Below are 25,502 nucleotides of genomic sequence, written 5' to 3' on the forward strand. Positions count from 1 at the left end.
ATGAAATAATAGTACCAAGCGAAGAACAACAATTTTCGCGGCTGAACCCTGCAAGTTTTACTCCGCGGTTTATTATCCGCAACCTGGGATCCGAAAACTTACATTCAGTAACCATTACCTACGGAACGGATGGGTTTCAAAAACAGGTATATCACTGGAAGGGAAATTTGAAATTTAATGAAACAGCGGATATTGTTTTGAACAGTGAGATTCCTTCAAAAAAAGGAGTGAACCATTACACGGTGACTCTTTCAAAACCTAACGGAAGCAAAGATGGATGGATAGGGGATAATGAGCTCACTACATCCTTTGCTGCACCTGATATATATCCAACAAATTTTATTCTTAAATTTCTTACCAATAACAAGCCAAAAGACAACAAAGTATATTTGATCGATAGCCATTTGGATACGCTCTTCAGCAAAGGGCCGGCAACTCTTGAAGCCCGTACGCTCTACACGGATACCATCCATCTTGAAAAAGGGAATTATCAACTATGCCTGACCGATAGTGCCGGTGATGGATTGGAATTTTGGGCTGAGCCAAAAAACGGAGATGGTTATTTGCGTATGTTTGATATGAAAGGAGACCTGGTGCATGCCTTTGAAAGTGACTGCGGAGATGGTGAAAATTTAAGTTTTACGGCTTCTCCGGATTTTGTTGCCGATACCACTCATGCACAATATGCCTTTTCGTTGTATCCAAGACTGGTGAAGGATACAACAGAATTAAGTGTAGTCTCAAATAAATTGAGCGATATGGAAGTGCTGATTACCGTTGACGGTACTATGTGGGAAAAACATGAATATATAAGTGTTAAGAATGGAACGTTTGTGTATTCACTGGATCACCTGCCCAAAGGAAGGATTGTGGTGGAAGTGATGATGGACGGGATAAGCAGGTTTAAAGGCCGGATTAATAAGAGTCCGCTGTAAGACGATTATATTAATGATTTCCTTCGCACGTCTTGTATATTTTTAATAGTTATTTTAAACAAATTGATCACCCGCTAAATTTAATATTCACAAAATGCAAAATCAAAAAAAGCCTTTACGCATACTCGTTATAGGTTGTGGAAATATGGGATCTTCTCATGCCATGGCCTATCATACTCTTGACGGATTTGAGATTTGCGGACTTGTAGCAAGGGGAAAGTCGAAAGATAAATTGAATGCCAGGTTGGGCAATAAGTATGAATTATTCAACGACATAGATGAAGCGATTCAAGCCACCGGCCCCGATGCGGTTTGTATTTCTACTTACCCCGATACGCATGAATCTTTCGCTATGAAAGCATTTGAAAATGGATGCCATGTATTCATTGAAAAGCCATTGGCAGACTCTGTTGAAGGGTCTGAACGTATAGCGGCAGCAGCTAATAAAGCAAATAAGAAATTAGTGGTAGGTTATATTTTGCGTCACCATCCTTCATGGGAACGGTTTGTTGAATTAACCGGCGAACTGGGAAAACCGTTAGTGATGAGGATGAACCTCAATCAGCAAAGTGACGGGGACATGTGGACACTGCATCGCAACCTGATGAATAGCCTCAGCCCGATTGTTGATTGTGGGGTGCACTACATCGATGTGATGTGCCAGATGACACGTTCGAGGCCTACGCAGGTATATGCGATTGGAGCACGGCTTACCGAAGATATCCCTGCGGGTAATTATAATTATGGGCAGTTGCAAATACGTTTTGAAGATGGTTCCATTGGATGGTATGAAGCAGGGTGGGGGCCCATGATTAGTGAAACCGCTTTTTTCGTGAAAGATGTTATCGGCCCAAAAGGTTCTGTATCGATTGTGGCTAAAGAAGCAGGTGGATCAGGAAAATCTTCTTCCATTGAATCGCACACGAAAACAGAATCACTGCGCTTTCATCATGCAGACCTCGATGAAAATGGGAAGTTTGCTAAAGAAGATACATGGATCAACCTGGAAGACGAACCCGATCACCAGGAACTTTGTAATCGTGAACAAAGATATTTTCTGAAATCAATTATAGAAGATATAGACCTTAGCGCCCATGCCGGAGACGCAGTAAATAGTCTGCGGATAGCCTTTGCATGTGATGAATCAGTACGAACCGGTAAGGTGGTGTCATTACTCTGATTCATAACTTTAATATTACTGGTACGCTTAGACGAAAAAACTAAACTTTTTCAATGAAACATTTTTTCTTTCTAATTACATGTACGGTTGTTTGTTTGTTTACCGCTAGTGCGCAGCAAAACCTGCGGTTGTGGTACGATCATCCTGCTAATACATGGCAGGAAAGTCTTCCTCTGGGCAATGGCCGCCTTGGCGCTATGCCCGATGGTGGTGTGTTACATGAAAACATTGTATTGAATGACATTACGCTTTGGTCGGGCGGCCCGCAGGATGCAGACAAAGAAGGCGCTGTAAAATATTTGCCTGAAATAAGAAAATTATTGTTTGAAGGAAAAAATGCTGAAGCAGAGGCATTGGTTAATAAAGCTTTTGTCTGCAAAGGAGCCGGCTCAGGCAACGGCAACGGCGCCGATGTGCCCTATGGTAGTTACCAGGTATTGGGAAACCTTCACATTGATTATGATTATGGCATAGATACTACTTCCCTTAAACCTGCAAATTATATCAGGGAGTTATCGTTAGACTCCGCTATCGCAAAGTGCAGTTATCAACTCAATGGAGTAACCTATACCCGTGAATATTTTACCAGCTTTTCTAATGATGTTATTATCATTCGCCTTACTGCCAGCCAACCCGGAAAAATAAATTTTTCATTAGGACTTGACCGGCCTGAAAAATATCAAACCGCATTGCATAATAATGAGTTGCAGATGGAAGGCCAGTTAGATAACGGGACAGATGGGAGAGGCATGCATTATCTAACCAGGATGAGAATGAAACAAGATGGTGGAAAATTAATTGGCCGTGACAGTACGTTGCAGGTTCAGCATGCTAACTCAGTGATCATTTATATTTCTTCGTCTACGGATTTTCGTGAGGTTCCTTATCAGCAAGAATCATTGGCTTTACTGAATGCGGCTATTGGCAAAACATACCCGGCAGAAAAAGCAGCACACATAAAAGTTTATCAAAATCTTTTTCATCGTGCATCGATTTCTTTGGACAATAAAAATGCGGAACAGGCAGCATTGCCCACCGATGAAAGGTTGGTAGCATTTACTAAAAACCCTACTGACAATGGCTTGCCCGTATTGTATTTTAATTATGGGCGTTACTTATTAATCAGCAGCACCAGGCCGGGATTGCTGCCACCTAATTTACAGGGACTATGGGCCAACACCATTCAAACACCATGGAACGGAGATTATCATCTCGATATAAATATCCAGATGAATAGCTGGCCGCTGAATGTAACCAATCTGCCTATGCTGAATGAACCATTTTATTCTTTAGTGAAAGGGTTGGTGAAGCCGGGTGAGAAAACGGCGAAGGTATATTATGATGCCGACGGATGGGTGGCGCATGTAATAACTAATGTTTGGGGCTATACCGCCCCCGGTGAGAGCGCTTCCTGGGGCGCTACCAATTCAGGTTCCGGCTGGTTGTGCGAAATGTTGTGGCGGCATTACGAGTTCACGCATGATGAAGTATATCTCAAAAAAATATACCCCATCATCAAAGGGTCCGCGGCATTTTATTTGAGAACATTGGTAAAAGACCCCAACAATGGCTGGCTCGTAACAGCACCTTCCAATTCACCGGAAAATGCTTTTCGCCTCGCAAATGGAAAACAAGTGCATGTATGTGCCGGGCCCACGATAGATAATCAAATTATCAGGGAATTATTTGCGCATGTTATTGATGCCTCAAAGGTTTTGAGAAAAGATGATGCTTTCACGCAACAATTATTTGATGCAAGAAAACAATTGCCTCCCAACCAAATTGATAAAAACGGGAGGCTGATGGAATGGCTGCAACCGTATGAAGAAGTAGAGCCGCAGCATCGCCACGTATCGCCGCTTTGGGGAATGTACCCCGGCAATGAAATTACTTTGCAGGGAACTCCTGATTTAGCAGAAGCATCCAAGGCTTTGCTGATAAGAAGAGGGGATATCAGTACCGGCTGGTCACTGGCCTGGAAAATTAATTTATGGGCGAGATTAAAAGACGGCGATCACGCCTTCAGTTTATTAAAAGATCTGTTACGGCCTACGGAGCAGGAAGGATTCAACATGACAGACGGTGGCGGCACCTATCCAAATTTGTTTGATGCCCATCCGCCATTCCAGATCGATGGCAATTTCGGCGGCACGGCAGGTATTGCTGAAATGCTGTTGCAAAGCCATGAAGGATATATTGATTTGTTGCCTGCTCTTCCGGACCAATGGGCCGACGGTAGTTTCAGCGGTTTATGTGTGAGAGGCGGAGGCGTTCTGAATTTGCAATGGAAAGATCATCTTATTACCTCTTTGGAAATAACCGCCACTGTAAATAACAAATTCAAAATAAAAGCTCCGGACTATGTGACAAAAGTCAAGTTGCGCTACAGGAATAATATGACGTTTTTACAACCCTCGAACGGATTTATTACAATTTCTTTGCAGAAAGGAGAAAGGGCGATTATGGAGTATTATGAATAAGGTAACCAAAGCTTGAAATGGTGAGGCTCAGTGTTAGCGAGATTTTGCTTTATGAGGCGATGGGTATTTAATCGCCACGGGGTTCAACCCGAGGATGGATAATGAAATAAGATCAGGGGCTTTAGCCAAAATCTATTAATTGTTTTGCAATATGTGGCTTTCAACTTTTGGCTAAAGCCGGGAAAGACAATCACAATTCCACTAACTAAAGTTAGTGGCAATTGACGCATGAAGTGGTGAAGTATAAGATTTAAGGCCAGTATGTTTTAATTGCCACGGGTTTCAACCCGTGGATAGATAATGAAAAAGTTCAGGGCTTTAGCCAAAATCTTTTTGATATTTTATAGAATATGGCCTTTTTAACTTTTGGCTAAAGCCGGGAAAGACAACCACAATTTCACTAACTAAAGTTAGTGGCAATTGACGCATGAAGGACAAGACAGCGAATTGTTTAAGTTGAAAAACTCAATAATTTACCGCTAGTGAAGTATAAGATTTAAGGCCAGTGTGTTTTAATTGCCACGGGTTTCAACCCGTGGATGGATAATGAAATAAGATCAGGGGCTTTAGCCAAAATCTATTGATTGTTTGCAATATTTGTCTTTCAACTTTTGGCTAAAGCTGGGAAAGACAACCACAATTCCTCTAACTAAAGTAAGTGGCAATTGACGCACTGCAATAATTAGATGAGTTCAACATAAGCTTTGTTATGTATCGTGCCGATGGCACTTGTTTTATGATCAGTTCTTATTTCACCGGATTAAAATCCGGTGTTATAAAATAAACCAGGCCTACGGCTTTACTTGACGTAAAGGTGTTAGCCTTGATTCATATTGTAATAATGGACTTCAGTCCGTTGGGTAATAAGATATATGAATTGAAAGCCATAGGCTTGGTACATATTCTTATCCTGAACTCACGTTAATAAAAAAATGAACCAAAATGAATTATCTCAAATTTACCACTGCCCGTTGTATCATTGTCTTAATTTCTCTCTCCGTTATATCATCGGTTTCACTGGCTCAGAAAAAAAATACATTTGGAAATAAGCAGGTAGGGCCTCAACCGGATGGCAGTATCCTCGTTCCTTCTAATCAACTCATACGTCCCGCAGGTTTCCAGGTTACTATACATGGAAGGCCCGTTGATATGGCGCTTTCGCCGGATGGCAAATTATTGTTTGTGAAAAATATGTCTTCGCTTGACCTGGTAAGAGTAAACGACAGAACCATCCTGCAATCGTTACCCTATAAACATAGCGGAGCTTCCTTTACGGGCATTTGCCTTTCAACTAACGGTCACCGCGTATTCGTAACAAATGCAACCAACCGAATAGATATTGCCACAGTTGACAACAACAGCATGATGCATTGGAGCGATTCTGTCATATTACCCAAACCTGCAATTGGTGGGGATCCTGTGCCCGGCGGCATTTCGCTTGACGAAACAACAAACAAAATTTATGTAACGCTATCAAGAAACAATTCGCTGGCAGTTGTAAACGCAAACGATCCGAAAGAAATTATTCAAATACCTGTAGGCATTGCTCCTTACGGTATAATACTTACCTCTTCACATAAAGCCTATGTAAGCAACTGGGGCGGCCGCCGTCCTCATGAAGGGGAATCCACTTATAATACATCCGGCTCACAGGTATTGGTAGACGCAAAAACAGGAATTGCAAACGATGGTACCATTTCCGTTATTGACCTTGACAGGAACGTAGAAGAAAAGTCCATTGAAGTGGGTTTGCATCCGGCCGGAATGGTGCTGAGTCCGTCGCATGATAAATTGTATGTTGCCTGTGCGAATAGTGATATCATCTCGGTAATCGATACAAAGACTGACGAGGTTATTGATACGATATCCGTGCATTTTCAAAAAGACATTCCTTTCGGCAGTGCTCCCAACGCTTTAACTATTTCCCCCGATAGCAAATATCTTTTTGCAGCCAACGGAACTGAAAATGCATTGTGTGTTATACAAACGGGCAGCCCGGCACACATCCTGGGAATGATACCAACGGCCTGGTACCCGGGATCTGTATTGATGGATAGCACAGGAAGTATATTGTATGTTGCCAACGTAAAAGGAATCGGATCGAGGAACCAAAAGACAAACCGCAATGGTTTCAATTCACATGATCACGAAGGAACGATCTCTATCATCCCCGTGCCGGGTAAGCAAGCGCTGGCTTACATGACGCAAATTGTACATCAGAATAATTCGTATGTACAGATGTTAGCCAAGAGGAAACTTCGTACTAACGGAGCCAGGGAAAAGGTACCCGTTCCCGTTAGTCCCAATCAAACTTCGGTGTTTAAACATGTTGTTTACATCATAAAAGAAAACCGCACTTACGACCAGGTATTGGGTGATATGCCGCAGGCTAACGGCGATACTTCTTTGGTTGAATTCGGAAAGTATATTTCACCCAATCACCATAGCCTCGCAAGTTCTTTTGTATTGATGGACAATTTTAATTGCAGTGGCGTTTTAAGCGCCGATGGGCATCAATGGACGGATGAAGCGTATGTGACAGATTATCTCGAAAAATCTTTTGGTGATTTTACCCGGAGCTATCCTTATGACGGAGATGATGCTTTGGCTTACGCCAGCTCCGGTTTTATCTGGGATAATGTGTTGGCGCATGGATTGACCTTTCGCGATTATGGTGAATTTGTAAAGACCATCGTCGAACCTAAGGGCTCAAAATTTTCTGACATTTACAATGACCTGCAAAGCGGCAGCAATAAAATCAGTATCCGCGCCAAAGCAAATCTTGAACAACTCGATCCATATATATGCCCGGACTATGCAGGCTTTACTACAACGGTTCCAGATGCTTCGAGGGTGGCTGCCTTTCTTAAAGAATTTAAGGGGTATGAAAAAAACTATGATCTCCCGAATTTCATTATTATGGAATTACCCAACGACCATACTTCCGGAACGAGGCCGGGCTGGCCTACACCGCAGGCGGCCGTGGCTGATAATGACCTTGCCCTTGGCAAAATTGTAGATGCGATTTCGCATAGCAAGTTCTGGAAAGAGACCTGCATTTTTGTTACAGAAGATGATCCGCAGGCGGGCCTTGATCATGTGGATGGCCACCGGACCGTTGGCTACGTTATCAGTCCTTATACAAAGCGGAAGGAAGTTCTTTCCACTTACTACTCGCAAATAAATATGGTGCGGACGATTGAGAATATCCTTGGCCTTCCGCCAATGAATCAACTTGATCTTACGGCGGAACCCATGCTGGATTGTTTTACCAGCAAACCGGATTTTACTCCTTATAATTTTGTAAAGAATAATATTCCGCTGGATCGCCTCAACCCTTCATTAAATAATTTATTAGGCGCTCAATTGTATTGGGCCAAAAAATCGCTGGAGCAGGACCTTGATGATGCAGACCGGATAGACGATGATGTTTTTAACCGTATTATCTGGCATGCAGTGAAAGGATATGACAGGGCGTACCCGGCAATTAAAGGGCGTGAGGAGAAATGAGGATTGGTTTTTAATGATCGTCTTTTAAGAAAATTCTTTTTAATCATAACAGCTACCATTATACGCTATTACTGTTTATAGAAGGTAATATTAAAGGTTAACCGAAATTATTTTTTACCTGTATGTTGAAACTGTTCTTATGGATTTTTCGGTCACTATTTTTAAGTTGTAGTTGTGCATCGGTCACCACTGGTCTGTGACAGTTTACTTTTTTTCTATGAAGTTTATAACACTTATTACTGTTATTGTTCCCATAACGCAAACTTCTGCGACTGTTTTTTCTGTCTCAGTCCTATGAGTTACAGCATTTGCTAGGTCTATAGAATTTTCAGCCATATCAATCGCAGCTTCCGCAAATTTTCGAAGCTCTAACGATGAATCCCCTGCTAATTCAGCTTTTATGTACGAATGCAATTGATTTTTATATTTGTCTGGTGAGACATCAATTTTTTTGTCTAACGGTGTATGTTTTTCAATATTAAAAACAATGTTAGCTGTTTGTTGAAGGATGTGTCTTGCAGAGTTACCAATGTTTTTTATGTCTAAAGTATTATGGCTTTTTTTAAGCTGCTCTATTAATTGGTTCTGAGCTTTATTCAATTCTTCCCATTCTGTTACAATTGGACGTATTTCAGAATTATAGACTTCTAACTTGCTATAATCGGGTAATATTTTTAAGTCGTGAATGCTAGAATTTGTAAGATTGTGAATATCCTTAATTAAAATATCATTTGCAGTTTTGAGTTCTTTAAAATATTTCTGAAAAACTTCCGGTGCCACAAAGATTGTTACATTATAGCCCGGAAAACCTCTTGCCATAAGGTATACAGTTTCTTCTTCAAAAGAAAATGTTGAATTGTCAACCAAATCTTTAAGCCACGTTCTGCTAAGATTTGAGTCATTACAAATATTTCTCAGTAAGAAAACTACCTTTTCAAAATCTAAAGACTGTTTCATATAAATCCTCTAGCATGTGTATTTCCGCTAATATACACTACCATCTTTTGCGAAGCAATTTTTTTGAAGGCAACAGGAAAGGTTAATCGAAATTATTTCTTATCTAAATGTTGAAACGATTCGGATGGATTTTGCGCCTTACCTGTTTTTTTAATTGGTAGTTGTGCATCGGTCTTCCTTAGTTAGCTTAAGTTTTGGGTTAGTTAATATTGAAAGCCCTAACGTGTGTAACTTTTAATGAATCAGAGTCTTTAATAATTGAAATACCCAAACCTCCGCCACTGGTATATTGGTTACAGTTTTTGTTGACAAGTACTATTTCGAATGTATTATTTCTTCTTTCAAAATACTGAAGAATCAGATAGTGTCGATTTTTCCATGTTGTGTCTGACGCTAACAATGAGCAGATATTCTTTTTTTCGATTATTTTAAATTTTAAGGAATCAACTTTGCTTGGAAGATATCTAAGAAATTTTTTTTCAGAAGTAAATAGTATAGAGTCACCAGCTTTATAATTTCTTATGAGAAATTCAACCTCGGGCATTGTACGCCGGTAAAATGATTTTTGAATAGAAAGCTCAATTGCTTTGGTTGTATCATTTTTGATCAAAAATTCATCACAATTGGAACCTCTAAATCCAAATTCGGTATATGATAAAAAAAAGACTGTTATAAATAATAAAATTCGCATTGTAAAAATTTTGGCCAGCTTGAGTATTTCCTCTAATATACACTACCATCTTTTGCGAAGCAATTTTATTAAAGGCAACAGGAAAGGTTAATCGAAATTATTTCTTTGCAACATTTATTAAATATCCTTCACCAGGTTTCCCGGCGACTGGCCGGTAGTAGATGACCATGTTGTGATCATCATCGGAAGAAACATCGCCGGTAAGTGCGGTCATATATTTCGTTATGTACAATTTTAGATCAGGAGCGTTTTTCAATCCCACTATAAGAAAGTTTTCATTCCTGCTTTTAATATCAAAATCCTTCAGTTCAATGATATCTTGTCCCTTTATGGTTTCCTCGTTATAGGATTTCACTTGCCATGATAATTTTTCGGTGAGATTAATAACCTGGTTCACCACTTCAGTAATTCCCTGTTGGTAAAGCGATTGCCGGAAGTATTGCTGTAGGTCACGAACAACCAATTCGGATAAGCCGGCATCGATGATAAACTGCAGGCCGTATCCTGGCTGGAAGATTATTTGCCTGTCCTGCAGCGCAATGAAAATTATTGCGTCATTATCGAGTTGGGTCTTCTCCAACCCCAGATCTTTTGCGATATTTTTTGTGTAAGAACCTGCATCTTCACCTTCGGGTAACTTCTTTATGCTGTATAAATATATGGAACAGGTTGTTTTTTTGTGATACGAGGAAAGCAAATTTTCCAGGCCGGCACGTGTTTTTGAATCCAGGATACCGGCATCGTCCACCACAAAATGGTGCGTTTTGCAGGCACACAGCAGCACCGGCAATATCACCAGGAAAATGAATTTTAAATAGCGTTTAGGCATAATTGTTATGTTGAATTGGTGTTGGATGACGGGCAACTCTTTCTTTACTTTCCTTCATATTCGTGATATTCAGTTACTTTCAAATGATATTCATCCGGGTCCTGGCTTTAGCGTCATTCACAGCTATTGTCGGTTCAATTTTTGTCATTATGATTTGTCTTTTACAAACTTTCGGCATAGTCAATTTCGTTTCCATATTTATATTTTGACCTATCAATTTTGCCGGACTAAAATTGTCTAAATATACATATCTTTTGCACCAAAAAGTTTTGCTCACAATGCAATATTCCGATAGTTATAGATTGTGGTGGCGGAGATTTTGCATCATAATAGTTTTTATGTTACAAGAGTAAAAAACTTTTCGAATGTAACTCCACAGGAAGAATACGTAAATATTACGATGAGCATTGGAATAAGGGAAAATTTTTAAGGATAGGACGAGCAACATATTACTTCAGGAAAGGCAGCTTTTTCGATTAGGTATGACCGTTATCCTATGATAATAGGATAAGTAATAAATTAAACTGCAAATAATTTTGTTTCTCTTTTATCCCAATTCTGCTTCATTCTTTCAGCTTCTTCTTTTTTAGAAACGTTTATGTATTTAAGGCAGTTGTTGGCCTTGTGACTAACAATCAATTACACAACGAGCTTCTCATGATCACTTTCACGGGAGCTCAACGCCCGATACTTCCATTCACTGGCGGACAGCAGTTAACCTAAGTCTGCCGGAAGTATATTTTAAGAAGTGAAGGAATTCATGTAGTTTAAATTCTTTCTTTTTTTAGTATCTTAATTACCTAAAATTTTATTACATGTCACGACAAAGAAAAATTACTTTACAGGAGTCGGAGATTCCGACGCATTGGTACAATATTATGGCAGACATGCCTAACAAGCCTTTGCCACCACTGCATCCCGGAACACAACAACCTGTGGGGCCGGATGATTTGGCCCCGCTTTTTCCAATGGAATTAATTAAGCAGGAAGTGAGTGCTGAAAGATGGGTGGAAATTCCTGATGAAGTAAGGGACGTGTATAAGATCTGGCGGCCGACTCCCCTGTTCAGAGCTTACAGCCTCGAAAAAGTATTGGGTACAAAATCTAAAATTTATTATAAATACGAAGGAGTTAGCCCTGCCGGTTCGCATAAACCCAATACTGCTGTTCCGCAGGCTTATTATAATATGAAGGAGGGCGTAAAGAAAATTTCAACTGAAACCGGTGCCGGGCAATGGGGAAGTGCATTGAGTTTTGCCTGTAAATTGTTTGGTATAGGGTGCGAGGTATTTATGGTAAGAGTGAGTTACGACGGCAAGCCCTACCGGAAAATTATGATGAACACATGGGGAGCAACAGTACATGCTTCTCCCAGTAATTTAACCAATGCCGGACGAACTATTTTAGAAAGAGATCCCAACTCTCCAGGGAGTTTAGGTATTGCCATTTCTGAGGCAGTGGAAGTAGCGGCCACGCATGATGATACCAAATATTCTTTGGGCAGTGTATTGAATCATGTACTGATGCATCAAACCATTATTGGCCTGGAAGCATTGAAGCAAATGGAAAAGGCAGGCGATTACCCGGATATTGTGGTGGCGCCTTTTGGTGGCGGGTCAAACTTTGCAGGGATTGCATTTCCTTTTTTACAAAATAAATTAACGGGCGGAAAAAATATAAGGGCCATAGCAGTGGAACCTACCTCTTGTCCAAAATTAACAAGGGGTGTTTTCCGCTACGATTTTGGGGATACCATTGGAATGACTCCTTTAATTCCAATGTACACATTAGGACACAATTTTGTTCCATCGCCTATTCATGCGGGAGGTTTGCGCTATCATGGTGCCGGCGCTATTGTAAGTCAATTGTTGAGAGATGGCATCATTGAAGCTGATGCCATTAATCAAACAGAATGTTTTGATGCAGGATTATTGTTCGCCGGCACAGAGGGTGTTATTCCTGCGCCGGAAGCCAACCATGCCGTTGCAGAAGCAATAAGGCAGGCGAAACAAGCTGATGAAGAAGGTGTTTCTAAAACAATTTTATTCAACTTATGTGGACATGGCCATTTTGATTTGAGCGCTTATGAGCAATACCTGGCTGGAAAATTAATTGACTATGAAGTAACGCAGGAGACGATTAATGCATCATTGGCAGAGTTGAATACGCCAACTATTTAAAGCCTTTTGCATGATGATAACAAAAAGTGCAGCAGTTACTGTTGCATTTTTTATTTTATAAATTGTTGCTGCTGTTGTTGGCGTACCTGCCACCATCCAATAATCGGTACTATCTGAAATAAATCAGAAAAAATAAAATCTTTTGTTCCGTTTTTATATAATCTTGCTCAAGATCATTTATTTGCTTCGGGCGTAGCAACAAGGTTCCAATGAGGTCGACATGTGTTACAATGTATATTATAAATTGTAGCCGTTATTAATTCTGTTTGACAGCTCAGTACCATTGATCAATCTAAAACCTTTGTTTTCAAAATGATTGTCTTCAATAAAAATTGTTTTGCGGGGGCGGCAACAAGATCCGTCGGAAGATACATTTTTTAATGCGCAGTTCTTTCAATTGGCAAGGCTATGCTAACCTACAAGGCTATTCGACAAAGCCAGCGCCAATGTAATCTTACTATTCGGGCCGTGCAAGCGAATGAAACAACAGGTGATGATAGTAGATTAACAACCGTCACTATCAAAATTTTATCCAGCTAAATTGATATTCCACCGGGGCCTTTAAACCCCGCTCAGCAATTATTTTGAACCTTTCGGGCAGGCTCATTAAGTAATCACGGGCATTTTCGGCTGCAGCGGTAAGGCTGCAAATGTTAGCAATATCCCATTCCTTTATCAGCGATACTAAAATATGGGCATAATCGAGGCTGGTGTATATACCGAGGCGTTGGGCTGCATCACTGAAGTGAGCAAAAGTTTTACCAATGGTTTCGCCGGCCTGGCGCAGGAAATGGGCAGGCATTACAATGCGTTTGCGCATCATGTTTTCAAAAGCCAACATCATTTCGCTGGCGTCTATCTCAAATATTTTTTTTACAAAACTTTTATAAGCCCTGGCATGGCGGGCCTCATCGGAAGCAATAACGCCACAGATCTGTGAGAGCTGGTGGCTGCCATGTTTCTTAGCCAGCGTTGCTGTGCGCCGGTGAGAGATATTAGTGGCCAGTTCCTGGAAAGAAGTATATACAAAACTTTTGTAAGGGTCCCTTGCAGTTTGTATATCCATACCATCAGCAATTAAATGCTGTGTGCTTATTTCCATCTGCCGCATATTGACACGACCGGAGAGATACAAAAATTTATTCAACAGGTCGCCATGCCTGTTCTCTTCCGCAGTCCACATTCTTATCCATTTACTCCAGCCCTGCGGTTCTGTTTTTGTTATGCCATCTACATCCATCAGCCAGCTTTCATAAGTAGGCAAAGCTTCTTCGGTAATTGTATCGCCAACAAGAACTGCCATATAATCATAAGGCAGTTCTTTACATGCCCCCTGCAGGTCTTTTATTTCTTTATAAAAATTTTCATTGGTGCTAACAGGCAAAAAATCGGCGGGCTGCCAGGCACTGTCAATCTTCTTGAGAAATTCATCAATGATGCTCTCAATTTTTTGCGCCAGGTAATGCATCACTTCGATGCGGGATGATTCTAATTTTACTTCGTACATAACAAATAGTTCTGACAGTGTCGGCTGGCAGGATTTAAAAAAAAACAAGAGGCAGCCAAAATTAGAATACATTATTTACCAGGTTGTTACATGATTTTTTAAAAAGTTTACATAATTCACAGGTTTTGGTCAGGTCTTTAGAAATTTTTTTTGAAGATGATTGTTTCCAAAAAATGCGTTGTCGGGGATGCCAACAACACAAGTGACTCCAACTTTTTTGTACCTCATATTCTCATGCACTTTTGTTCAACATTTATTGAATAAATTGTTTTCACTCTCAACAAATTCTGTCGGACAAATATGTCCACTCTCTTCATCGAATTATAACAAGTAACGCTGGCGCCGATACTGGGCCGGGGATGGGTTATGTAAGGGAAATATTTGAGACCTCTTATGTAATGAGAAGGCGAAGAGAAGACTGATAGGACAAGATAATTTCTTTGCTTCTATTTGCGGCTTTATGCATCTTTACTAAGGTTTGTGCTAAATTAATTTTGCGGTTTTTGCGTTTTTGCCTTAGTTTTGATTTAACAAGAGCTTAACTAATGCTTAAAATGGAACGGCACTCGTTTATCCTGCACCAGGTTAATTTACATAACAAGGTGTTGTCAACAGATCTGGCCGTTCAAATAAGTGTATCGGATGATACCATACGCCGGGATCTTCAACAACTGGCGGACGAAGGCAAGATCATAAAGACGCACGGAGGTGCCCTCTCACTTTCTTTTCATCATGGTCATAATACCTCTAAAGAAGTTTACGGCTATACACAAAAAAGAATTATTGCTCAAAAAGCTGTATCACTTATAAAGGATGGGATGTTCGTTTTAACCGGTGGCGGTACCACTATCATTGAGCTTGCAAGAGCACTGCCTGTTGGTTTACATGCAACGTTTATATCAGGCAGCATTCCAGCTCTTTTTGAATATAGCAGTCACCCAAATATTGAAGTGATTGTTATAGGGGATAAGATTTCAAAAAATTCAAAGATCACTGTCGGGTTGGAAGCAATTTCAAAAATTAAGGAGTTAAGGGCGGACTTGTGCTTTCTAGGGGTTAATGCGATTAATCTTGAAAATGGTGTTTCTGATAATGACTGGGATGTGGTGCGAATAAAAAAAGCGATGATAGAATCATCTAAAAAAACCGTTTGCCTTACCATCGCGGAAAAGATTAATTCGCAACAACCCTTGCAGATTTGTGATTGTGACGAAATAGATATTTTAATTACAGAATTGTCACCAAATGATGTGGTGATGCAGCCTTATGTAGAACGGGGAATAAAAGTTCTTTAGAAAAGAATAAAAGAATTGTATGAATCATTTTTGAATTTGCTGACTGTTTTTCTCAATGCCGTTGTTTTAAAGAGAGCTTTTTTTCGGGACGGGTTTCAAAAATCAAGTCGTGCAGCTCAATAACATTTTCAAGTGTCATTATCATTATAGAACCCTAAACAACTTTAATAATTTGCTATGAAAAAAATTGTAACAGGTATGTTGACATTACTTTTCTTACAGTTATGTCAAACAACTTTTGCTCAGCAGAAAAAGATTTCCGGTACAGTATTATCTTCGGATGATACGCCGCTTGCTGCCGCAACAGTCCTTATTAAAGGACAAACAACAGGAACACAAACCGATGCCAACGGGCATTTTTCCATTAATGCTTCGCCGGGGAATACCCTGGTCATAAGCGCCGTAGGTTTTTCTTCGCAGGAAATCAAAGTAGGAAATTCTTCAACTATTTCAATCACTCTTCAGGCGGGAAATGGGGAATTGCAAGAAGTGGTTGTTACGGCTCTGGGTATTAAAAAGCAGGAAAAGTCGCTTGGTTATGCCACTACCCAGTTAGATGCGAAGGAATTGATGAAAAATAAAAACACCAATATCGTCAATTCTTTAGCTGGCAAAGTTCCTGGTGTTAATGTTACACAGTTCAGCGGTGCACCAGGCGCCGGAGCATCTATAACTATCCGTGGTGCTACGTCTACTTCGGAAACCCGGCAAAATCAGCCGCTATTTGTTGTTGATGGTATTATATACGATAACTCAACTACGGTTACCGGTAATACAGGCACTGACGGTTTATCCCGCAGTAATACAACTTACTCCAATCGCGTCATGGATATTAACCCGGAAGACATTGAAACTCTTACGGTTTTGAAGGGTGCTGCAGCAGCCGCATTGTATGGGGCGAGAGCCGCAGACGGTGTTATTGTGATTACCACAAAGAAAGGAGCAGAAGGAAGAGTAACGGTTAATGTTACCAGTAAAATAAGTACATCCTGGGCAGATAAGTTGCCTGAAGTTCAAACTGAGTTTGGCCCGGGTAGCGTTTCCAGTAATGGCGTAGTGACCACTGATTCGTATAATTCATGGGGACCAAAAATTCCGTCCGACAGTACTATTTATAACAACATCGGTAATTTCTTTCAGAACGGCCTTATCTATGATAACAACGTAAACGTATCAGGAGGAACAAAGACTGGTTCTTTTTATTTATCGGGATCTAATTTCAAGCAAACGGGTATCGTTCCCGGTACAGGTTACGATAAAACAACTTTTCGTTTTAACGGTGAACAGAAATATGGCCGTTTGACTTTAAATGCAACTACTGCCTATTCTGTTGCCAACACGGACAGAACGTTGACTTCTGCAGGGTTGTATGGAAGTGGTGTAGGAAGCATGCAGGAATTGTATCACTGGCCTCAAACGTACGACATAAGAAATTATATAAATCCTGACGGGACACAGCATCGGATATATGCCGCAACTATTACGGATTTGGCAGACGATGTTGATAATCCTTTCTGGATCATTAACCAGGATAAGTTAACCTCGAAAACTAACCGCTTTACGGGCGGAATAAACGGCAATTTTAAAATTACCGATTGGTGGGACATCACAGGCCGTATGGGTTATGACCAATACTTTACTAAAGATAATACTCTTATTGCTCCTGGGTCTGCCGTGATTGCAAAATACCAGAATGGCCGTTTAAGCAAAGACCAGGTTAACTATACTTACATCACAACCACCGTGATGACTAATTTTCACAAAACCATTAAAGATTTTGATACCCACCTGACCCTGGGAACCACTTCAGACGATTTTAATACCAATGTTCAAAACCTTTGGGGATGGAACTTTAGTACACCCGGTACAGTTAGCCTAAATAGCATCGATCTTGCAAATAAACAATTTTCCGATAACACAACAAGAAGGCGCCTGGTAGGGGTTTTTGGAGAAGTTGGCGTATCTTATAAAGACCTTGTCTATCTTACAGCAACGGGACGGAACGACTGGTCATCTACCTTACCTGTACAAAACTGGTCTTATTTTTATCCTTCGCTTAGCGGCTCTTTTGTTTTTTCGCAATTGCTACCCGCAAACAATATTCTCTCGTTTGGTAAACTTCGTGCAAGCTGGGCAAGAGTTGGTAAAGATGCTAATGCCTATGCAACCAATACTTATGAAAATTCACCGGTTACTATACTCGCCGGTAATGGAAGTTACGTTGGCATTGGTAATCAATGGCAAGCAGGTAACGCTACTTTAATACCTGAAATTCAAACTTCCTGGGAAGTTGGGGGCCAGTTTAGATTTTTGAATAATCGAATCGGACTCGATTATACTTACTATCATAGTCAAACAGCGAATCAAATTGGCTCGCCACGCCTAGCCCAGTCCGGAGGATTTATTTTTAGCACCCTTAATGCCGGAACCGTGATTAATAAGGGCATGGAGATAGCGCTTACGGGCAAAATAGTATCTAAAACGAATTTCAGCTGGGATGCCACCATCAATTTCTCTTACAATAGGGGCACCTTAGGAGCTTTCATTCCAGGTGTGCAGTATTTTTACCCAACTGACGTACAGTTTGGAACAATAAAGGCAGCATCTATTCCAAACGGTGGACCCTTTCTGGGCATAATTGGTTCACCTTACCTTCGTGAATCAGATAATAATGGTAAGGAAATTTCAAACGGCCGTTACCAGATAGATCCTAAAACTGGTCTTTATAAGCTTAACCCTAATTTACCAATTGTAGGTAATCGTGAACCACGTTATATAGGCGGCTTTAATAATACCTTACGCTACAAAAATTTATCATTGTCATTTCTTCTTGACATTCGCATAGGAGGAGATGTATTTAATGGTACAGAATATTTTATGATAGTTAATGGTTTAAGTAAAAAGACTACCCTGAATGATCGCCAATCGGTAACCTTGAGCGGTGTAAGCAGCGTTACAGGAACCGATACATCTATAACGTACAAGGCAGGTGAAAGTTATAAAATTGGTACAACAACCTATGCCGGCTCTTCCATGATCTACCAATACTGGCAAAACTATGCTGCTAATTCTTCGAATTTTATTACTTCTGTTAACTGGCTGAAACTGCGTTCGCTGTCATTAACTTACGATTTCACCAGTATGTTCAAAAAAGAAGGAATTATTAAGGGATTGTCAGCCACAGCCGTAGGCACGAATTTATTTACATGGACAAACTATAAAGGAATGGATCCTGAAGTAAGTGTAGCAGGAGGAACAGGCGGTTCTGGCTCTACAGGTATTGATTACCTGGGTGTACCCGCAGTAGCAAGTTTCACATTCGGCATCAATCTTAAGTTTTAACTAATGAAACAAAAACAAATTATGAAAAGTTCAAAATACATCACGCTGGGTTTTATACTCGTATTTGTATTAGCTTCCTGTAAAAAGTGGTTGGATGTAAATACCGACCCGGATAATCCAAATAATCAAAGCGTACCGGTTCAAAATAAGTTACCCTGGATCCAAAATGAGTGGAAGGAACCAGCAGGAGTTACCAATATGCGTACTTCATGCATTTCGGGAGTTATTTATGCTATTGCAACTAATCAAAATACCCTTAGCACCACGTGGCAATGCTCTAGTGGCAATTCAACCACACCCTACCAGGCATTTTTTGTGGGAGTATCTTCCAATATAACTGACTTGTATAATACCGCTCAAAAACAGGGCGCCTACCATTATATGGCTGCGGCTGATGTAATGCATGCCCTGGGGTATATGGAAATGCTTGATGTGTATGGTGAAATGCCATACACGCAGGCAGGAACAGGAATTCCAAGTCCCGTTCCCGATGACGGTAAAACTATTTTTAACGGGTGCATGGATCACCTCAATGAGGCTATTGCTCTATTTAGTAAAACACAGGAGGCAGGGGCTCCGGCCTTATCTGCCGGAGATATATGGAATAACGGTGATGTAGATAAGTGGTTAAAGCTATGCTGGGGATTAAAAGCCCGGTTTATGCTCAAACTGTCAAAAAAAGCTGACTTGTTTAATCCGGATTCTATATTATACTGTTTGTCCAAAGGGCCACAATCTAATGCAGATAATGTTGTAGAACTAAATTTTAATAATAGCGCAACAACCGATTTTTTAGAGGGAGATCCTGTTTCAGGTAATGGGACTTATGATTTTGCCGGTTATGGCAGCAACCAACGCATTGCCGCATACTATTACAATCTCCTCACCAATATCCGAGGGGCTGGAGCGGTTGATCCGAGAATGCCAAAAATTGTACCTGCTTCTATGGATAGTGTTACACTTGACGCCGGTACTGGTAAGGTATCAACGTATAAATGGTTACGTTCCATAGGCGTTAATTCTTACAACACAACAGATCAACACCCGTCTCCGTTAGGCTTCCCCAACCGTTTAGTAAAAGGTGGGGCTACTTCTATCGCAACAGTCAGTTATGCTGCATCGAATACTAAAGTAACATATGCTATTCCCGATGGAACCGACCTCGCCAATTTTATTGCTGCACAGGATGCGGCAGGGCGGCCTTATACGACCAGCGGAAATAATGTAACAGTAACTTATAAGGCGGGATCTATTTACATACCGAGTACGGATTACCGACGGTCAGGAGATACTGTTTATGTAAATTTGCGCAGCAATTCACTTGCCACAACAGGTGTCGACCAGCCTTCAAATGACGTAACCTGGTATCCAAACTTAGCCGATTATAATGCCGGCGTTGTCGCTTCCACCGGCTCCTTCCAAATTCGTCCTGTTTCTGACATGGAAATTCTGATGTATTATGAAATGTGCTTTATTAAAGCTGAAGTGTATATGAGAAAGGGCGATGCGGCCAATGCCTATGCTGCATACAAGGCAGGTATCCAGGCTGACTTAGATTATATGCAATCCAAGCTTAACCAATGGAAAGGCAGCTATGACAAAACTTCTTCCGGTATTTCTAATCCCGACATGGGCCCCATGGACCAGACAGCTATTGATACTTATATGGCAAGTAATGCAGTTGCCCAGGATGCCGGTTCTCTGACAATGTCAGACATTATGCTGCAAAAGTATATTGCTATGGGTTTCAATATCGAAAACTGGAACGATATGCGCCGGTTTGACTTTAGCGCAGGGGACATCGGAAGCTTTGGTGTTGTGTATCCGGGGTATGACAGAGGACCTTTGTTTACAGGTCAAGCCCAGCTAACGGGTGGTAGCCCAACCGATCCAAGGTATTGGATACGACGCTTTGCACTACCTCCAACTTATGAAATACAATACAATTTTATTCATACAACAGCTTTAAATGCCCATGCCACTGATCCAAATATATGGAGTATGCCTGTTTGGTGGGATTGTACAACAGATGATCAATATTATGGATATCTCAAATAATAGTAATATGGCATCTGTTCCCGCGTACATAATAACCAGGTTACAAACACTTATAATCAATAAGCGGGGGATAGAAATAATTTAATCGTATTCTAACAAAATATAAAAGAAGCCGTCTCATAAATTGAGGCGGTTTTTTTATTTACAAATGCAGGTGAATTTCGGGAACGGGCACCTAGGATTTTTACCGGGAAAAGGAAAATGACTTTTTTACAGATGCTTCCGCCATCTAATATTTCCCCGGCCGGATAGGAGAGGTGATTTATAGTAATTAACCTACAGGCGTACTGTCCCTTGGTTTGTATTTGATAGTTGTTTTACCAGGAATAAGCATGGCTAACACCCAAGGCTATCCGACAATCCTTGCCCATTGCAGATAATTGTCTTCATGTGGGTCCGGAAGCAGAAGGAATTCATTATTTCAACGAGCTCGCCGGTAAGAATTGCAGTTACATGAATTAAGTCATGGCCGGCTTTTTAAAGAGGACCACGGCAAAATAAAAATTTTAAATTGATCTTGTAACATCAAATCTTTAAGGTTGACCATTGCCGTTAGTTAGTCGACGAAGTTACTTTCAGGATCAATTATCTAATTGCTGATATTGATTTAATACAACTCCGTTCGTAAAGGCAGTTGAATTCACTAACTTCAATTTGAATCTGTCATTAAAGATTCGTAATCCTTTGCCAATTGCAATTGGGCTCATAAAAAAATTAAATTCATCAACCAGGTTGTTTTTAATAAGTTCAGAAACAAAATTGGCCCCGCCATACACAATCATGTCTTTGCCTTCTTTTGTTTTCAATTTGTTTACGGATTCTACAAGGTCGCCATTTTCTACCACGGCATTTTTCCCATCTACAGTTTTAATGGTTTTGCTAAATACAATTTTTGGAGTATCCACAAAAATTTTTGCATAAGGATATTCGGGGCTCTCCGGCTGCGTGTTTACCACATTTTCCCAATAGGTAGTAAATCCACCTGTCATTTTTCTGCCCAAAAGAATGGTGTCCATACTTTCTGTTAACTCCTGCAAAAACTTCAATTGCTTTGGATCCATTTCCATTGACATCCAATCCAGTTGCCCTTCGGGGCCAGCCACAAATCCGTCGGCCGACATTTGCATTTGTAATTTTAATTTTCTCATTTTTTTTCATTTAATTCACGGATCAAATTTCTTTGTAAATATCGATATTCACAAGGGGTAAAAATGTCTAAGTAGAGGCTGATTGCGACAAAAAGTTTATATGGTCATATTAATTCCGGGAAAGTACTTTGAGTAGTGACCAAATAAGTAGCGGCAGATTCAACCCGGCCCCAATTCATCTTATTTTATTTCAATTTTATTAATAGTTACTTACTTATGCCGGGTGTGATTACAGGCCAATGACGCAGTACATAACGTTGAAGTGTACTCGAACTAAATTTTATTGTAACGTTGAAGCGTTCCCGCGTTCTTAAAGATTGCCTGTTTTCTCAAAGTTTACCACAGCAGGATTTTGATTCCCTCAATGATATGGATGAAGGCATGGCTTGTTCAAAGCTTAATAGCCCAGGCGTCCAATTCCCCGGATTTTCCCTTAAGTGTAAGCTTTCTGTGTTCAAGTTTATCCGGAGAGAGTCCGGCCGCTTTACGGGTTGCATCACTTATAATTATTTCTCCGGGCGCTGCCTGCGAGGTCAGACGTGCGGCCGTGTTAGCCGTATCTCCGAGAACTGAAATATCCGAAGCGCCACTACTTGTAGTTACCGTTCCTATATATGCGATGCCGGTATGAATGCCGGCTCCGGCCTGGATCCATGGCCCCGCAGAGGAATTATAACCAAGTGCTTTTAGCGCTTGCCTGCCTGCTTTTACGGCAGTTGAGGCAAACCCGGGTCCTGCATATCCTGGAATAAAGAACCCGCCCACCTCATCTCCCTGCAATTTTTGAACCCAACCATAATTCCGGTAAAATATCTCAGTAACTGCCCGGTAAAACCGGTTGATTTTTTTGCTGAATTCCTCTGGGGATAATTTTTCCGCCATCGGCGTGGAGTTTCGGACATCAATAAACATAACTGCGGTTTCAATTTCTACACCGCCCTGGTACTTAGCTGCAAATCGCTCACACAGGTTACACATATGTGGATTGAGTTTAGAAGCCTCTACGCCAAAGAAAGTCTTCCACAAATAGCCCCCTATTCCTTTGAAAGGAATATAACATATACCGCATCTCGGGCTTTTTGGAAGCCGTTTAATGAATGGCCTCATAGATTTGCGTTCAAACCAGGACGCATGAACATTATCCGGCATATCGCCGGTAGTAAGAAAAGTTTGCCAGGTGCTTTTAATTTCTTCCTCGCTTATTTTTGATTCTTTCATATTCGGTAATCAGTTATTAAATAAAGATATCAGCCGACCCAAGGTGATAAAAAATATCAAATGTTTCCGGCATTTGCAAATACCGCGTGATTCACTTTGCAAATTCACAATCAATCATCTTTCCGTCAACTGTCCGCTTTCTCCTACTCAACTGTTCATATTCGAACACTTTCGTAGCCGTACGATAAGCTTACTTATTCTGTATCAACATCATAAAGCATTGGTATGATGGTTGAAATTATTTGCAGTACAAAAAGAGCTATGTCTTGCATCCAAAGCAGTGATCATTCAAAACCATAACCAATGATAAAAAATTATTTGAAAATTGCTTTAAGAAATCTCAGAAAGAATAAGGCATTTTCCTTTATTAATATTTTCGGACTGGCTATCGGCCTTACCTGTTTTATGTTCATCGCAGTGTTTGTTTATAACGAACTTAATTATGACCGTTATCCTGCCGATGCAAAAAATATTTACCGGGTAATTTTGTCTGTTACCGGTAATGGCGACGTTGCGGTATATCCTGACGTTGATATGGGAGTTGGTGAAGGAATGAAGGATGCCTATCCGGAAGTGAAGGCGCTGACCAGGATTTCACCGGCAAGTGATTTTGTACAATACGATGATAAGCAATTTAAAGAAGATCATCTCGCTTTTGCCGATTCCAACTTCCTGCACTTTTTTTCTATTCCCCTGCTTAAGGGAAATAATGCAGATGCTTTGGTGGAGCCGAACAGCGTGGTGATAACAAAGGCATTGGCAAAAAAATATTTTGGTGATGAAAATCCCATCGGTAAAACGTTAGCCGTAGGAATAAGAAAAGACCCTTACAAGGTTACCGGTGTTATTGATAAAGTACCTGATGATTCGCATTTTCGTTTCGATGCTTTTTTAAGTCTTTCATCGTGGCATGTAACCAATAAAACATGGAGCAATCTTGGTCCGTATACTTATCTTCTCCTGGATAAGAATGCTGATCCTAAAAAACTCGAAGCAAAGTTTCCGCAACTCGTAGCCGAACATGTTGTGCCGGAAGTTCAGCACGATATGGGCGTAAGCCTTGCAGAGGCAAAGAAGTCAGTGAACACTTTTGTTTTTTCATTGCAACCGCTTACGCGAATTCACCTGTACTCCAATACGAAATACGAGCTGGAGCCCGGCGGCGATATTCAATACGTATATATATTTTCCGCACTGGCTATTTTTATTTTATTGCTTGCCTGTGTAAACTTTACTAACCTCTCCACTGCACGTGCTTTTAAAAGAGCAAGAGAAGTCGGTATTCGAAAAGTGTTGGGTTCTGTAAAAAAGCAATTAGTGCTACAGTTCTTATCTGAATCTGTTTTGCTTACATTGTTTGCCATGCTTTGTGCATTTGCATTATTGTTTTTATTATTGCCTTACTTCAACCAGTTGGCGAATAAAAATATCAGCTTCAGTTTTTTCCTTTCTTACAAATCGATACTGGCTATGTTTTGCGTAAGCATGTTTGCTGGTTTGGTGGCAGGTATTTATCCCGCATTTTTCTTATCATCTTTTAATACTATTAAAGTTTTAAAAGGTTCAGCGGCAACACAAGGCTCACAAAGAAAGCCATTACGTAGTAGTCTCGTCGTTTTCCAGTTTTTTGTTTCTACTGCATTAATAATTGCAACAATAATCGTTTACCAGCAACTGCATTACATGCAAAATAAAAAGCTGGGTTATGATAAAGAACAGGTGTTGTACCTGCAGGATGCAAGATTGCTGGGTAAGAACCAATATTCATTTGAGCAAAATATGTTACAGGATAGCCGTGTCGTTTCTGCAAGCATTTCAAGATATGTTCCCGGGGGAATCATGATGGATGGAACAGAAATTTATCCAAAAGATGAAAATGGTAACGGTACAGAAATTCATGGTAACATATTTCATATCGACTATGATTACCTGAAAACACTCGGTATTAAGATTATCCAGGGAAGAAATTTTTCAAGAGATTTTCAAACTGATTCTTCATCCGGTGTAATCATTAATGAAGCTGCGGTTCGTCAACTTGGATGGAGCAGGACTAATCCAATTGGAAAAACAATCGTTACTTCCGGTCAACACGAACTTAAAGTTGTGGGCGTAGTTGCAGATTTTAATTATGCTTCCGTGAAACAAAAAGTTGCCCCAATGATGATGATGCTG

15 protein-coding genes are annotated in these 25,502 nt (G+C 40.5%); 9 read left to right on the top strand and 6 right to left on the bottom strand.

Going from position 1 to position 25,502, the window contains the following annotated elements:
- From ACO1O5_RS18405 to ACO1O5_RS18420, 4 genes are all read left to right on the top strand, one after another.
- Positions 1-935 (top strand): hypothetical protein (locus tag ACO1O5_RS18405; RefSeq protein ID WP_486272840.1); only part of this gene is annotated, 935 nt, incomplete at its 5' end.
- Between the two features lie 94 nt (positions 936-1,029).
- Positions 1,030-2,115: a Gfo/Idh/MocA family protein gene (locus ACO1O5_RS18410; protein WP_486272842.1), complete on the top strand. Its 1,086-nt coding sequence runs from the start codon at positions 1,030-1,032 to the stop codon at positions 2,113-2,115.
- A gap of 53 nt (positions 2,116-2,168) precedes the next feature.
- Positions 2,169-4,595, top strand: a complete 2,427-nt coding sequence (locus tag ACO1O5_RS18415) for a glycoside hydrolase family 95 protein (protein WP_486272844.1) — start codon at positions 2,169-2,171, stop codon at positions 4,593-4,595.
- 942 nt (positions 4,596-5,537) lie between these two features.
- Complete coding sequence (locus ACO1O5_RS18420) at positions 5,538-8,105, top strand: bifunctional YncE family protein/alkaline phosphatase family protein (RefSeq protein ID WP_486272846.1); 2,568 nt, start codon at positions 5,538-5,540, stop codon at positions 8,103-8,105.
- A 204-nt stretch (positions 8,106-8,309) separates the two neighbouring features.
- Here the strand turns inward: ACO1O5_RS18420 and ACO1O5_RS18425 are convergent, their stop codons facing one another.
- The 3 genes from ACO1O5_RS18425 to ACO1O5_RS18435 all read right to left on the bottom strand — a co-directional run bounded on the left by ACO1O5_RS18425 (position 8,310) and on the right by ACO1O5_RS18435 (position 10,582).
- Positions 8,310-9,062, bottom strand: a complete 753-nt coding sequence (locus ACO1O5_RS18425) for a hypothetical protein (RefSeq protein WP_486272848.1) — start codon at positions 9,060-9,062, stop codon at positions 8,310-8,312.
- A 199-nt stretch (positions 9,063-9,261) separates the two neighbouring features.
- A complete protein-coding gene (locus ACO1O5_RS18430; protein ID WP_486272850.1) occupies positions 9,262-9,753 on the bottom strand; it encodes a hypothetical protein in 492 nt (163 codons plus the stop codon).
- Between the two features lie 97 nt (positions 9,754-9,850).
- Positions 9,851-10,582, bottom strand: a complete 732-nt coding sequence (locus ACO1O5_RS18435) for a TPM domain-containing protein (RefSeq protein WP_486272852.1) — start codon at positions 10,580-10,582, stop codon at positions 9,851-9,853.
- A gap of 815 nt (positions 10,583-11,397) precedes the next feature.
- On the opposite strand from ACO1O5_RS18435, the gene ACO1O5_RS18440 reads away from it, so the two are divergent.
- Positions 11,398-12,762 carry a TrpB-like pyridoxal phosphate-dependent enzyme gene (locus ACO1O5_RS18440; RefSeq protein ID WP_486272854.1) on the top strand — a complete coding sequence of 455 codons (1,365 nt, stop codon included), beginning with the start codon at positions 11,398-11,400 and terminating at the stop codon, positions 12,760-12,762.
- 520 nt (positions 12,763-13,282) lie between these two features.
- Here the strand turns inward: ACO1O5_RS18440 and ACO1O5_RS18445 are convergent.
- A complete protein-coding gene (locus tag ACO1O5_RS18445) occupies positions 13,283-14,269 on the bottom strand; it encodes an acyl-ACP desaturase (RefSeq protein WP_486272855.1) in 987 nt (328 codons plus the stop codon).
- A gap of 554 nt (positions 14,270-14,823) precedes the next feature.
- Here ACO1O5_RS18445 and ACO1O5_RS18450 point away from each other — a divergent pair.
- From ACO1O5_RS18450 to ACO1O5_RS18460, 3 genes are all read left to right on the top strand, one after another.
- Positions 14,824-15,564, top strand: coding sequence for a DeoR/GlpR family DNA-binding transcription regulator (locus tag ACO1O5_RS18450; RefSeq protein WP_486272856.1), 741 nt, complete (start codon positions 14,824-14,826; stop codon positions 15,562-15,564).
- A 177-nt stretch (positions 15,565-15,741) separates the two neighbouring features.
- Positions 15,742-18,906 carry a SusC/RagA family TonB-linked outer membrane protein gene (locus ACO1O5_RS18455; RefSeq protein ID WP_486272858.1) on the top strand — a complete coding sequence of 1,055 codons (3,165 nt, stop codon included), beginning with the start codon at positions 15,742-15,744 and terminating at the stop codon, positions 18,904-18,906.
- Positions 18,907-18,927: 21 nt separating this feature from the next.
- Entirely contained in the window at positions 18,928-20,964 is a 2,037-nt protein-coding gene (locus ACO1O5_RS18460; RefSeq protein WP_486272860.1) for a SusD/RagB family nutrient-binding outer membrane lipoprotein, read from the top strand.
- Between the two features lie 581 nt (positions 20,965-21,545).
- On the opposite strand, the gene ACO1O5_RS18465 is transcribed toward ACO1O5_RS18460, so the two are convergent.
- Together ACO1O5_RS18465 and ACO1O5_RS18470 are read right to left on the bottom strand one after the other, a co-directional pair.
- Complete coding sequence (locus ACO1O5_RS18465) at positions 21,546-22,112, bottom strand: dihydrofolate reductase family protein (protein WP_486272862.1); 567 nt, start codon at positions 22,110-22,112, stop codon at positions 21,546-21,548.
- Positions 22,113-22,502: 390 nt separating this feature from the next.
- Entirely contained in the window at positions 22,503-23,330 is an 828-nt protein-coding gene (locus tag ACO1O5_RS18470; protein ID WP_486272864.1) for an adenylate/guanylate cyclase domain-containing protein, read from the bottom strand.
- 303 nt (positions 23,331-23,633) lie between these two features.
- Between ACO1O5_RS18470 and ACO1O5_RS18475 the strand changes: the two genes are divergently transcribed.
- The coding region (locus ACO1O5_RS18475) for an ABC transporter permease (RefSeq protein WP_486272866.1) at positions 23,634-25,502 on the top strand (1,869 nt) is incomplete at its 3' end.

The organism is Ginsengibacter sp., from assembly GCF_057362405.1.